The sequence below is a fragment of the Pseudoxanthobacter sp. M-2 genome (assembly GCF_046156265.1).
Classification (GTDB): Bacteria; Pseudomonadota; Alphaproteobacteria; order Rhizobiales; family Segnochrobactraceae; genus CAMDHY01.
The window spans coordinates 1-13,077 of the sequence record NZ_JAWDIR010000019.1; the positions used below are offsets into that span (position 1 = coordinate 1).

The window sequence follows — 13,077 nt, forward strand, 5'->3', positions numbered from 1 at the left end:
ACGCTTCTGGATCCGCACCCCGATCGGCTACGGCCGCATCTTCTACGACCCCTCGGTCAACTGGATGTACGTCGCCGAGGCGGACCCCGGCATCGCCGGCCGCGAATCCTACTGGCCGCGCGGCAAGGTGCTCGGCGGCTCGAGCTCGATCAACGCCATGGTGTTCATCCGCGGCGAGCCGGCCGACTTCGACGACTGGGCGGCGGCCGGCAACCCTGGCTGGGACTGGGCGGGCGTGCTGCCAAAAATCGCGACTTTGGGCGGTTCCGGATATCTCCTTCGTGCGCCGATGCAATAGACTGCGGCCGTACGGGGCCCCGCACGAGGTCCTCTGGTGACGGACGGCGCGATTGCACATCGATCAGATCAGAACCTTTCTGGAGGTGGCCGCCACCGGAAACTTCAACAAGGCGGCGGAGACACTGAACGTCACGCAGTCGACCGTGAGCGCGCGCATCAGGACGCTGGAGGAGAGGCTCGGCCGGACGTTGTTCGTCCGGGATCATTCCGGAGCCAGGCTGACCCCTTCGGGTGAGCGCCTCCAGCACTACGCCACCCGTCTCCTGCGGTTGTGGCGCCGGGCGGAGAGCGACGTCGCCCTGCCCAAGCAGCACCGCGCGTCGATCAGCCTCGGCTCGGTCGTCAGCCTCTGGGACCAGATCGTGCCCGAATGGTGCAACTGGATGCGGCACGAGGCACCCGATGTCGCGTTGCACGTCGTAGCCGACTATTCCCCCGGGCTGATGCGCCAGCTCGCCGATGGAGCAATGGACATCGGCGTCATGTACGAGCCGAGGGAAATGTCAGGCCTGGTGATTGAAGACCTACTGGTCGAGCAGTTTTACCTGTTTACAACGGTCGGGGACTGCACGGTCGACGATAGCGCCTGGAAGAGTAACTACGTCTATGTCGACTGGGGCGATGTCTTCAAGCGCCACCACGACGATGCGTTCCCAGAACTGGCCGCGGACATTTCGGTCGGCCTCGGCGGCATCGCCATGAACTACATCCTCAGATGCGGCGGCAGCGCCTATCTCCCGCTTCGCATGGCGCATCCGGCGGTTCGCTCCGGCCAGCTCAGCAGGGTCAGGGCGGCACCGCTGTTCCAGCGCACGGGGAGCGTCGTCTTCAGCAACTCTCCGACGGACCCCGAGCTCCTTGAGCTCGGTCTTCGCGGACTGCGGGAAGCAACGTCCAAGATTGAAAGCAATTTTAGAGACCTTATCGACGCCTTCGATTGAGGAGTACGATAATATTCGCTGTATCAAGCCTTGATGCCCCCATAACTTAATTCGGTCAAAGGCGCGTCGCTTGAAGCGCGCCGTGGATTGACGCGCTGCCTATCGACACTTTGCCTCGACCGGGGGACTCGCGCCGTGACAGATCTCGCCGCCACAACCCTCGCCACCGGCACGCTGCCCGGCCTGCCGAGCCGGCACTGGATCGACGGCGGCTGGCACGACGCCGCGTCCGGTCGGACGATGGAGAGTTTCGACCCGGGTTCGGGAAAGGCGTTCGCCTCGTTTGCACGCGGCGATGCGGCCGATGTCCAGGCGGCCGTCGATGCCGCGCTGGCAGCCATGACCGGACGGTGGCGCGGTATCACGCCGTCGGAGCGCGGGCGCATCCTGATGCGCACCGCCGAATTGATCCGCGCCAACGCGGAATTCTACGCCGTCGTCGAATGCCTTGACTGCGGCAAGCCGGTCGGCGAGGCGCGCGTCGACGTCGCCTCGGCAGCGCGGGCGTTCGAGTACTATGCCGGCGCGTGCGACAAGATGCACGGCCTCACCATACCGCTCGGCCACGACTACCTGGCCTATTCAGTCAATGAGCCGGTAGGGGTCACGGCGCACGTCATCCCTTGGAACTATCCGATCTCGACGACCGCCCGCGGCGTCGCGCCGGCGCTCGCCGCCGGATGCACGGTTGTTGCGAAGCCGGCCGAGCAGACACCGCTGACGGCGCTTCTGCTCGCCGAAACGCTGAAGCAAGCGGGCCTGCCGGACGGGGTTTACAATGTCGTGACCGGAACCGGAGCGGAGGTGGGCGCTCCGCTGGTGTCCCACCCCGGCATCGCACACGTGGCCTTCACCGGCTCGGTCGCGACCGGCTGCTCCGTGATGCAGGCCGCCGCCCGTAATGTCACCAGCGTCACGCTCGAACTTGGCGGCAAGTCGCCGGCCGTGGTCATGGCGGACTGCGACATCGAGACGGCCGCAGCCGATATTCTCGCCGCCATCTACGAAAATGCCGGCCAGATTTGCTCGGCGGCGGCGCGGGTGGTGATCGAGCGCGCGGCGCAGGCGGAGTTCCTCGACCGGTTCGTCGCTGGCGTGAGGACGCTGAGCCTCGGTCACGGACTTCGCAATCCGAGGGTTGGGCCGGTCAACTCGCCGAACCAGCTCGAGCGGATATCGGATTTCGTGGAGGGCGCCCGCGCGAACGGGACTGAGATTGTGACGGGGGGCTCACGGACCTCCGATCCGGATACCGGCCTCGGCTGGTTCTTCGAACCAACGGTTTTGAACAACGTCAAAATGAGCGACCGCGTTGCGCAGAACGAGATCTTCGGTCCGGTCCTGTGCGTTCAGCCGTTCGATGACATCGAAGAGGCCGTGGCGATTGCCAACAGTACGAACTTCGCGCTCGTGGCCGGCGTCTACACCTCCGACTTCGGTACTGCCCATCGGCTTGCCCGGGACATCGATGCCGGCCAGGTGTTCATCAACGAATACTTCGCAGGTGGGATCGAGATACCCTTCGGCGGAAACCGCCATTCCGGTATCGGCCGCGAAAAAGGCCTCGAGGGAATGCGCAACTATCTCAGGGTCAAAAGCGTCGCCGCGCGGACCTCGCCCCGCCGGACGCATTGAGGCGTGCCGTCCCCGACCACGGTAACGGGATCCAGCCGCATATCGCCGTGGCGGGAAGGCCCGCGCCGCGCTCAACGTCCAAGCTCGCTCAACCTCCGCAGGTGCGAGTGACGACAACCTGAGACCGCAGTGAGCAATCGGAAAATCCAATGGAACCCACGAATTATTTTCGGTTCTAAACGAATACACGCGTCCATACGCTCCCTGTCTGAGGGCTCCGGGTGCCATGGCGCCGAAGGCCCGGGCCGGGGATGGCGTCGCCCATTGCGAAGCCGCCTCTCGATCCGCACGGCGCACTCGACGCGACCGCAAACGGGGGAAACGTCACTATGAGACTCCAAGTGCGCACTATCGCATCGACGCTGGCCGTTGCAGGCATGGCCCTGTCCACAGGCGCTCTGCACGTCACGTCCGCCCAGGCTGCCGCCTGCATCGGGACGACTCTTGCCGCGGATGGCGGTCTTCCCGGCAAGTACATGCAGCAGTTCGAAAAGGCCGAGTACGAGTCCTCCGCAGGCTGCACCCTCGAGTTCTCGGCGAACCCGGAGATCGAAAAACTGAACGGCGTGATCGGGGGCAACGGCGATCTGCCGTCGCTCGCCGACCGGCTCCCCGAGGAGCCGCTCGTCGTCGTGCCGTACAGCGATGTCGGCAAATATGGCGGCATACTCCGCATGATCTCCAACGCCAGCGAGGCCGGCACCAGCGACGCGCTTAGCGTCCGGCACGTCAATGTCCTTCGTATCGCCGACGATCTGAAAACGATCGTCCCGAACATTGCGTCGGACTGGTCGTGGAACGAAGACTACACGGAACTCACCTTCACGCTAAGGAAGGGGCATCGCTGGTCCGACGGTGCTCCGTTCACGGCAGAGGATGTCGCCTTCTGGATGAACGACGTCATCCTGAACGAGGAGATGTTCCCGACCACGCAGAGTCGCTGGGTGTTTGACGGAAAGAAGCCGCATGTCGAGGTCGTCGACCCGCAGCACGCGAAGTTTGTCTTCCCGACTCCGGTTCCCAACATCGTCAACCGCTTTGCGGTAGGCTGGATCCAGCCGTTCCTGCCGAAGCATTTTCTTGGGCAGTTCCACCCCAGGTACAATCCCAAAGCTAACGAGCTCGCCAATGAAAAAGGCCTGAAAAACTGGGTCGAGCTTTTCAACATCTATTATAATGCGACCGACTGGCACGATGCGCCGTCGCCGCTGCTGAAGGGTGCCGACACGCGCGTGATGCCGACGCTGGAGCCCTATGTCCTCGTCGACGAAACGACGGCCGGCCGGCGCTTCGTCGCAAATCCGTACTTCCACATGGTCGATACGGCCGGGCAGCAGCTTCCGTACATCAGCGAGTTCGACGAGACCTACGTGCCGGACGCGCAGGCCCGCATCCTCAAGATCATCAACGGCGAAGTCGACTACAAGAGCCAGAGCCTCTCACTGCCCGACTATCCGTTGTTGAAGGAGAACGAGGCGGCCTCGGCCTACAACGTGCAGCTTGCACCGAGCATCGGTGAGGGCATCTACTATGCCTTCAACACGACAGCGAAGCCCGAAGCACTGCGCAAGGTCTTCAACGATATCCGGTTCAGGAAGGCGATGTCGGTCGCAATCGACCGGGACGAGATTCGGGAGCTCGTCTATCTGGGGCAGGGCGAACCCACGCAGGCCACTCCGGCGGCTCCGGGCACCGTCGACTTCCTGAGTGAGGAGAACCTGAAGGCCTACACACAACACGATCCCGACATGGCGAAGTCGCTGCTGGATGAGATGGGCCTGAAGGACAGCGACGGCGACGGAGTTCGCGAGTTGCCCGGCGGCGAGCCGCTGACGATCCAGATGCTCTACGCCAATGCCGGCGGCCCGGTGAAGACCCATGAACTGGTTCAGGGCTACTGGGGCGCCGTTGGGGTCAAAGTGTCGACCCGTGAGGTGACGTCCGACGAATACCGCACCAAGGGGTCGGCCAACGACCTGCTGATCACGACCTGGCGCGACTCGCAGCGAGCCGGCGTCAATATCAGCCAGAGCACCGCCATGCTGGCGCCGCCCTTTGGCAACCCGTATCAGCCGGGCACCGGCTTCGAATGGGTCACCTGGAAGAACACCGATGGTGCCCAGGGCATCGAGCCGCCCGACGATGTGAAGCGTCTCTGGGAGCTCGGAGACAAGTTCGTGCTCACGCCGTTCGGCAGCCAGGAGAGCAACGCGATCGGCCACGAGATCGCGGACATCCACATGAACAACGTCTTCAAGATCGGCATCATCGACGGAGCCGGCTCGCCTGTTATCGAATCCAAGAAGATGGGAAATTTCAAGCCGTTCACCGTCGTGTCGGATGACTACTACTTTGCTCTGCCGTTCCGGCCGCAGCAGTGGTTCTTCACTGAACAATAGGGCGTGACGGATTGCGGGCCGGCGGCAACCTGCTTCTGCCGCCGGCCGGTTCCAGAATCACTTGCGGAGTGGGCAGGAGAGCAACATTGGCGAGGTTCCTGATCAGGCGAGCAATCGGCGCGATTGTCACCATGTTCCTCGTCTCGATCATGGTCTTCATCGTCATGGAACTGCCGCCCGGCGACTACGCGGACCGCTACGCCTTCCGCAAGCTGGGTGGCATGACCCTCACGCCTGCCGATGTCGAAGACATCCGCCACCGCTTCGGCCTCGACCGCCCGGCCCCTGCTCGTTACTTCGAGTGGATCGGCAATATCGTCACGAAGGGAGATTTCGGTCCGTCCTTCGCCTTTGCCACTTCGGTCAACAACGTCATCGGCGCTCGCCTTTGGCTGACGCTGGCGATCCTGTTCGCGACGCTCATTCTCACCTACCTGCTGTCGATACCGGTCGGCATATATGCAGCGGTCAGGCGACGATCGGCCGCCGACTATTCGCTTACCGTCTTCAGCTACCTAGGCCTCGCGCTGCCGAACTTTCTGGTGGCGCTGTTCATGCTCTACTTCTCCATCCGCGTGTTCGATACGTCGATCGGCGGGCTGTTCTCCGAGCCCTACAGGGACGCACCCTGGAGCTGGGGCAAGGTCGGAAACCTGCTGACGCATCTGTTCGTCCCGGCCGTCGTTCTCGCCTGGTCAGCAACGGCGTTCCAGCTGCAGACCGTCAGGGCGACGATGCTCGACGAACTGGGAAAGCTGTCGGTCACCGCTGCGCGGGCACGCGGCATCCCCGAATTCAAGCTGATCCTGAAATATCCCGCGAGACTGGCGATCAATCCGGTGGTCAGCACGATGGGTTTCGACGGTAACCGTATCTTCTCGGAGCTGCCGATTGTCGCATTGGTGCTGGCGCTGCCGGAGCTCGGGGAGCTGCTTCTGAAGTCTTTCCTCGATCTAGATATGTATGTGGCTGGCGCGATACTGCTGATGATGACGGTGTTCATCGTGGTGATGAATTTCATCTCCGACGTGATGCTGACACTGCTCGATCCGCGCATCCGCCTGCAAAGCCTGTGATGGCCCTGCGATGACGGACGCAAGCTTGCGAGTACCGACGGCCGCGGCCGCAACGTCGAAGGCACAGAGATACTATACCGCGTCGCAATGGCAGCTTGTCTGGTGGCGGTTCCGGCGGCATCGGATGGCCATCTTCGGCGCGGGCGTGCTGCTCGTCATGGCGTTCATGGGGGTCTTCGCGGGGTTCATCGCGCCCTATGGCGGCACAACGCGCGACGCCGGCTACGTCTACGGCCCGCCGCAGATGGTGCGGTTCTGGGATCAGAACGGCTTTTCCATTCGCCCATTCGTGTTCGGAATGACGAGCAGGCGCGATCCGGTCACACTGCGCATGATAACCACGCCGGATCCCGACACGCGCCGCTATCTCAGTGCATTCGTGCGGGGCGATGAATATCGGCTGCTGGGCCTGTTCAGCTCCGACATCCATCTATTCGGCGTCGATACCGGGATGGTCCATCTGCTTGGCACCGACGATCTCGGCAGGGATTTGTTCTCGCGGCTGATGTTCGCGACCTGGACGTCCCTTTCGGTGGGGCTGCTCGGCGTCGCGCTGGCGTTTGTTCTCGCCCTTGTGATCGGGGGTGTCGCCGGCTTCTACGGTGGTGCGATCGATGACGCCATCCAGCGCTTCACGGAGGTCGTCCGCGTCGTACCGGCTATTCCGCTGTTCATGGGACTGACGGCCTCGTTCCCTCAGGATTGGTCGAACGTACAAGTCTATTTCATGATGACTCTGGTATTCGGGCTGCTCGGATGGACGACGCTCGCGCGCCGGGTTCGCGGGCACATCCTGTCGCAACGACGGGAGGATTACGTCCTCGCTGCGGAAATTTCCGGGGCGAGTCCGGCAAGGATCATCGGCAGGCACCTGCTGCCCTCCTTCACGAGCTACATCGTCGTCGATCTGGCGATCACCTTTCCCTATGTGATCCTCAGCGAAACGGCACTGAGCTTCGTCGGGCTCGGCCTTCGGCCGCCTTCGATAAGCTGGGGAATTCTGCTGCAGGATGCACAGAACGTCCGTGCGATCGAACAGGCGCCGTGGCTCTTCATCCCGGCCGCGTTCGTCGTGCTCGCCGTGCTCGCCTTCACGATCATCGGCGACGGTCTGCGTGACGCCGCCGACCCTTATCAGACGAGCGACTAGGGATCGGACCGGCCGCGCATGACATCCCAGGAACCGTTGCTCGACGTGCGCGATCTCGAGGTCTCGTTCAAGACGGACGAGGGCAGGCTGGTTGCGGTGAACGGCATCAGCTTCGGGGTGCCGAAGGGCAAGACGCTCGGGATCGTGGGGGAGAGCGGCTCGGGGAAAAGCGTCGCGACGCGTGCCTTGATGCAGCTTCTGCCGTCGAACGCAAAGCTCGGCGCAGCATCGCGGATACGGCTCACGAACAAGGCGGGCGAGGTGATCGACGTGGACGCGCTGCCGCGCGACGGCAAGGCGATCCAGCGGATCCGTGGCGGCGAAATCTCGATGATCTTCCAGGAACCGATGGCATCGCTCTCGCCGGTCTGGACGATCGGCAACCAGTTCATCGAGGTCATTCGGTTGCACAGGAAGGCCGACGCGGCCGAAGCTCGCGAGATCGCCATCGGCGCGCTCGAGAGAGTGGGCGTATCCAACCCGGTCGTGCGCCTCAGCCAGTATTCGCATGAGCTGTCGGGCGGGATGCGCCAGCGCGCGATGATCGCCATGGCGCTTGCGACGAACCCGTCGCTGCTGATCGCCGACGAGCCGACCACGGCGCTCGACGTAACCATCCAGGCCCAGGTCATCGCGCTGATGAACGAACTGCAGCAAGACCTCGGCATGTCGATCATTTTCATCACGCATGACATGGGTGTGATCGCGCACGTGGCCGCCGAGGTGGCGGTCATGTATCTCGGCAAGATCGTCGAGCGCGGGCCAACCGAGAAGGTCATTCACGACCCGCAGCACCCCTATACGAGGGGGCTGCTGGCGGCTCTGCCCGATACCGAAAATCCACGCGCCCGGTTGACACCAATCCCCGGTGATATCCCGGCGCCGATGGAGAGGCCTGCCGGATGTCCGTTTCATCCGCGCTGCGCGAGCTTCATGGCCGGTGTCTGTAACCACGCCGCCCCGGCGGAGGTGTCGCTCGGGGGCGGCGTCGCGGTCAGTTGCTTCCTGTTCAAGGGGGTGGACGCATGAATCCGCTGCTCCGGGTCGAAGACCTGAAGGTCTATTTCGGATCTGGAAGCAGTGCCTCCGGCGCCGTCGTTGCGGCCGTTGACGGCGTCAGCTTCGAGATCGGGCGGGGAAAGACGCTCGGACTCGTCGGCGAGAGCGGATCGGGAAAGACGACGGTCGGGCGCGCCATATTGCGCACCATCCCGCTGCATGCCGGCTCGATCCGGTTCCAGATGAATGGCGAGAGCGTCGACGTCTCCGAGCTCACCGACAAGGAGTTGCGGATCTTCCGGCGCGAGCACATGCAGCTCATCTTCCAGGATCCGTACGCCTCGCTCAGTCCGCGCATGACGGTGCGCGACATCATCGCAGAGCCGCTGGAGTGCCAGCGCTTCGGAACACGGGCCGAGATCGATGCCCGGGTTCGGGATGTCGCGGCGAAATGCAGGCTGAACCTCGAATTCCTTCGCCGTTTCCCGCACGCCTTTTCCGGTGGTCAACGTCAGAGGATCTGCATCGCCCGGGCGCTCGCCGCCAATCCGGAATTCATCGTCTGCGACGAGGCGGTGTCGGCCCTCGATGTCTCGATTCAGGCCGACATCATCAATCTCCTGATGGACCTGCAGGCAGAGCTGGGCCTCACCTACCTGTTCATCGCCCACGATCTCTCGATCGTCGCGCAGATATCGAGCGAGATCGCGGTGATGTATGTTGGAAAGCTGGTCGAGAAGGCGCCGGCGGAGAGTATCTTCCGTGGTCCAATGCACCCCTATACGAAGGCGCTTATCTCGGCGATACCAAGAGTCGATCCCGACAAGCGCTTCGAGCCGATGGCCCTGGCGGGCGAGATCCCGAACCCGATGGCTTTGCCGCCCGGGTGCCGGTTTAGCACCCGGTGCCCGTTCGCGCGCGACGCCTGCCAGCAGGCAGAGCCGGAATGGCGGGAAATCGCGACAGAGCATTTCGTCGCCTGCCATTTTGCCGAAGAACTGGCCCTTGCACCCGAGGGCCGGCAACGATGACCGAAGCGGCGACCGCAGGTTCTCGCCTCGTGCCGCTCGACGGGGTCGAGGTGCTCGATCTATCGCGGGTGCCCGCCGGTCCCTGGGCGAGGCTGAGCTTTGCCGCGGCCCCCCTGCGGCGGCCATCCGCAGCGGCATGGTGTCGATCAATCACCATGGGCTGGCGCTGCCCGAAGTGCCCTTCGGGGGGTATCAGCGATTCGGGAAACGCAACGGAGGGCGGTGCTGACGCGCTCGAGGGCTATCTGAACACCAAGTTCGTCAGCCAGATGCACGCCTGAAGGGCCGTGCGGGCAATCGACTTTGTCGATTGTCGGGGTCGAAAAGAATCAATTCTCAGTCCTCCACCCAACCGCTACGACTGCTGGACTTGGATGTTCAAAATTGCGGATTGGGGAGACGGGCAGAGATGAATCGAAAGACACTCCCCGTCAGTGGAATAGCAAAAGACTCGGTTCTCGACGCACTCCGCGAGATGCAGACGCGCGACCTTCCATTCGAAACGGCGAAATTCAACCTTCTGACGCCCTACGCGGACGACTCGTTCTACGATGTCGGCCTGCGGGCGATGGATATGTTCTCGCACTACAACGCGTCGCTGGCCCGCTACATCCCGAGTGTCGCCGAGGTGATGCGGGATTTAACTGACATCGCCATGTCGCTGCAGAACGCACCGGAGGGGGCCGGAGCGGCGATCACCTCCGGCGGGACCGAGAGCATCTTCACCGCGATGTGGGCGGCGCGGGACTACTGGCGCGCGCAGAACCCGACCTCGACGGCGGTTCCGGAAGTGATCGCCGCCAGCACCGTGCACGCCGCCTTCCAGAAGTCGGCGCACCTTTTGGGACTGAAGCTCGTCATGACGGACTTCGACGAGACCTTCCGTTGCCGGCCCGGTGACATCGAGGAGCGCATCGGCCAGGCCACGGCGATGATCGTCGGCTCCGCTCCGGCCTATCCGCACGGTGTGTTCGATCCGATCGCGGACCTGTCCGACCTCGCCGTCCGCCGCGGCGTCTGGCTGCATGTCGACGCCTGCGTCGGCGGCTACGTCTCACCTTTCGCCGAAAAGCTCGGGATCGATATTCCGCCGTATGATTTCCGCCTTCCCGGCGTGCGCTCGATGTCGGCGGACCTGCACAAGCACGCCTATGCGCCGAAAGGCGTATCGACGCTAATCTACCGTGATGCCGACCTTCTGAACTACCAGTCGCACACGAGCGAAGGCTGGGCGTTTGGCGCCTACCGGAGCACGGGATTTCCCGGCTCGCGCCCCTCGCACGTCATGGCCGCTGCCTGGGCGATCCTGCACCATCTCGGGGAGGAGGGATATCTCGGCCTCGTCCGGCGCATGTACGCGGCCCGCGATCGCCTTATGCAGGAAATAGCAGCGATCCCGGGCATGCGCATCCTCGGCGCGCCGGAATCCAACGTCTTCGCATTCACGTCCGAAAGCTACGACCCGCATGCCGTCGCCGAAGAGATGGCGAGCCGCGGCTGGTATCTCGCCCGCATCCGCAGCCCGCGCGGACTGCACATTCAATGCGATCCCTTCGACGACGACATGATCGACAGGGCGATGGCTGCTCTGCGCGATTGCGTCGACGTGGTCGCGGCGAAGCGCCGGCAAAGCGAAACCGAATACACCGGCTACTGATCGGGGGAGCGGACATGGACACGCCAGTCGTCAGGAACTCGACGGCCGCCTGGAAGCGGGCCGATGGCGATCACCACATTCATCCCTTCACCGACAACGAGGCGCTGCGTCGAAAAGGGGGGCCCCGGATCATCGTCAAGGCCTCCGGGTCGGTGATGGTGGATTCCGAAGGCAACAGGATCATCGACGCGATGTCCGGCCTCTGGTGCGTGAACGTCGGCTACGGGCGCGAGGAACTGGCGAGGGCCGCCTACGATCAGATGAGCGAGCTCGCCTTCTACAACACGTTCTTCAAGACGACGACGCCGCCGCCCGTCGAGCTCGCCGAAAAGCTCGCGACCCTCACGCCCGGCGACCTCAACCGCTTCTTCTTCGCCTGCTCGGGGTCCGAGGCGAACGACACCATCCTCCGGTTCGTGAAGCGCTACTGGAACCTGATGGGCAAGCCGGCGAAGAAGACGGTGATCAGCCGCATCAATGCCTATCACGGATCAACAACGGCATCGGCGAGCCTCGGCGGCATGAGCACCATGCACGAGATGGACGACCTGCCGATCGCGGGCATCGAGCACGTGATCCAGCCCTACTGGTATACCGGGGGCGGCGACCTGTCCGAGGAGGAATTCGGCCTGGTCGCGGCCAGGGCGGTCGAGGACAAGATCCTGGAGCTCGGCCCGGAGAACGTCGCCGCCTTCTTCGGCGAACCGCTGCAGGGGTCGGGCGGCGCGATCCTGCCGCCGTCGAACTACTGGCCCGAGATCAACCGCATCTGCCGGAAATACGACATCCTGCTGGTGGCCGACGAGGTCATCTGTGGATTCGGCCGGACCGGCGAATGGTTCGGCAGCACCACGTTCGGCATCGAGCCGGACATCATGACGATGGCCAAGGGCATCACGTCCGGCTACCTGCCGCTCTCGGCAGTTGCCGTCAGCGACCGGGTCGCCGACGTCCTCTACGCCAAGGGCGGGGACCTGTCGCACGGCTACACCTATTCCGGCCATCCGACGGCCTGCGCAGTCGCGCTCGCCAACATCGCCATCATCGAACGCGAAGGTCTCGTCGAGCGCGTGCGCGACGATATCGGCCCCTATTTCCAGACCAGGCTGCGTGACGCCGTCGCGGATCATCCGCTTGTCGGCAACATCCGCGGCATCGGCCTCGTCGCCGGCCTGGCGATTGTCGAGGACAAGGCGACACGGACATTCCGGACCCCGGTCGGGACGCTCGCGGGGCGGTGCCACGAGATCTGTGTGGAGATGGGAGCGATGATCCGCGTCTCCGGCGATTCCATGGTGATGGCGCCGCCGCTGGTCATCACGAAGGAAGAGGTCGACACGCTGATGGTCATCTACCGCGCGGCGCTCGACAAGACGGCAGCCGAGTTCGGGCTCGTGTGATCTCGCAGGCTGCTGAAAAAGTCACTCGCCGATCGCTTGCCCCTCGATTAGCTTTGCCTGTCTGGATGGGGAGTGTCGGCGTGCTGGGAATGGACGAGGAGACGGGTTCGCTGTTCAGCTACGCCGACGTAGAGGCGTGGGTACCGGCGGGGCATCTGTTGCGGGCGAGCCGGGCGCTTGTGAACGAAACGCCGGCGCCGACGATCGCACCAGAGAGGCTGCTGCGGGCGATGCCGCTGCAGGCGTTCTAATCGATCCGCTCAGAACGCCAACTGATGGAGCGGCTGGAGTTCGATCTCCTGTTCCGCTGGTTCGTCGGGCTCGGCATTGATGATCTGGTCTGGGATCACTCGACGTTCTCGAAGAACCGCGACCGGTTGCTCGCCGGCGACGTCGCCACGCGGTTCCTGTCGGCCGTCCTGGCCGAGCGCCGCGTGAGTCGGCTGCTGTCGAGCGAGCACTTCAGCGTCGACGGCACGCTGATCCAGC

At 63.7% G+C, this 13,077-nt stretch carries 9 protein-coding genes and 3 pseudogenes; all 12 read left to right on the forward strand.

Annotated features, from left to right (window positions below; genetic code table 11):
- A pseudogene (locus RUR49_RS11560) lies at window positions 1–259 on the forward strand (GMC family oxidoreductase N-terminal domain-containing protein); the annotation flags it as partial.
- A 91-nt stretch (window positions 260–350) separates the two neighbouring features.
- Window positions 351–1,241 carry a LysR family transcriptional regulator gene (locus tag RUR49_RS11565; RefSeq protein WP_409146536.1) on the forward strand — a complete coding sequence of 297 codons (891 nt, stop codon included), beginning with the start codon at window positions 351–353 and terminating at the stop codon, window positions 1,239–1,241.
- A 135-nt stretch (window positions 1,242–1,376) separates the two neighbouring features.
- On the forward strand, window positions 1,377–2,876 hold the full coding sequence (locus RUR49_RS11570; protein ID WP_409146537.1) for an aldehyde dehydrogenase family protein: 1,500 nt from the start codon (window positions 1,377–1,379) through the stop codon (window positions 2,874–2,876).
- A 341-nt stretch (window positions 2,877–3,217) separates the two neighbouring features.
- The gene (locus RUR49_RS11575) at window positions 3,218–5,275 is read left to right on the forward strand and encodes an ABC transporter substrate-binding protein (protein ID WP_409146538.1); all 2,058 of its coding nucleotides are present in this window, start codon (window positions 3,218–3,220) and stop codon (window positions 5,273–5,275) included.
- An 86-nt stretch (window positions 5,276–5,361) separates the two neighbouring features.
- Window positions 5,362–6,351, forward strand: a complete 990-nt coding sequence (locus RUR49_RS11580) for an ABC transporter permease (RefSeq protein WP_409146539.1) — start codon at window positions 5,362–5,364, stop codon at window positions 6,349–6,351.
- Window positions 6,352–6,361: 10 nt separating this feature from the next.
- Window positions 6,362–7,501, forward strand: a complete 1,140-nt coding sequence (locus RUR49_RS11585; RefSeq protein ID WP_409146540.1) for an ABC transporter permease — start codon at window positions 6,362–6,364, stop codon at window positions 7,499–7,501.
- 18 nt (window positions 7,502–7,519) lie between these two features.
- Window positions 7,520–8,530 (forward strand): ABC transporter ATP-binding protein, encoded by a 1,011-nt coding sequence (locus tag RUR49_RS11590; RefSeq protein WP_409146541.1) that lies wholly within the window; start codon window positions 7,520–7,522, stop codon window positions 8,528–8,530.
- Window positions 8,527–9,531, forward strand: coding sequence for an ABC transporter ATP-binding protein (locus tag RUR49_RS11595; protein ID WP_409146542.1), 1,005 nt, complete (start codon window positions 8,527–8,529; stop codon window positions 9,529–9,531). The genes RUR49_RS11590 and RUR49_RS11595 overlap by 4 nt, the downstream gene beginning before the upstream one ends.
- A 115-nt stretch (window positions 9,532–9,646) precedes the next feature.
- Window positions 9,647–9,812 (forward strand): annotated as a pseudogene (locus RUR49_RS11600) (aldehyde dehydrogenase family protein); the annotation flags it as partial.
- 29 nt (window positions 9,813–9,841) lie between these two features.
- Entirely contained in the window at window positions 9,842–11,188 is a 1,347-nt protein-coding gene (locus tag RUR49_RS11605; RefSeq protein WP_409146543.1) for a pyridoxal phosphate-dependent decarboxylase family protein, read from the forward strand.
- Window positions 11,189–11,202: 14 nt separating this feature from the next.
- Window positions 11,203–12,588 (forward strand): aspartate aminotransferase family protein, encoded by a 1,386-nt coding sequence (locus tag RUR49_RS11610; RefSeq protein WP_409146544.1) that lies wholly within the window; start codon window positions 11,203–11,205, stop codon window positions 12,586–12,588.
- 80 nt (window positions 12,589–12,668) lie between these two features.
- A pseudogene (locus RUR49_RS11615) lies at window positions 12,669–13,077 on the forward strand (transposase); the annotation flags it as partial.

What these genes read in the sequence shown, in the direction of transcription:
- RUR49_RS11585 (WP_409146540.1), top strand. Translation starts at nt 6,362, where the DNA reads ATGACGGACGCAAGCTTGCGAGTACCGACGGCCGCGGCCGCAACGTCG.
- RUR49_RS11590 (WP_409146541.1), top strand. Translation starts at nt 7,520, where the DNA reads ATGACATCCCAGGAACCGTTGCTCGACGTGCGCGATCTCGAGGTCTCG.
- RUR49_RS11595 (WP_409146542.1), top strand. Translation starts at nt 8,527, where the DNA reads ATGAATCCGCTGCTCCGGGTCGAAGACCTGAAGGTCTATTTCGGATCT.
- RUR49_RS11610 (WP_409146544.1), top strand. Translation starts at nt 11,203, where the DNA reads ATGGACACGCCAGTCGTCAGGAACTCGACGGCCGCCTGGAAGCGGGCC.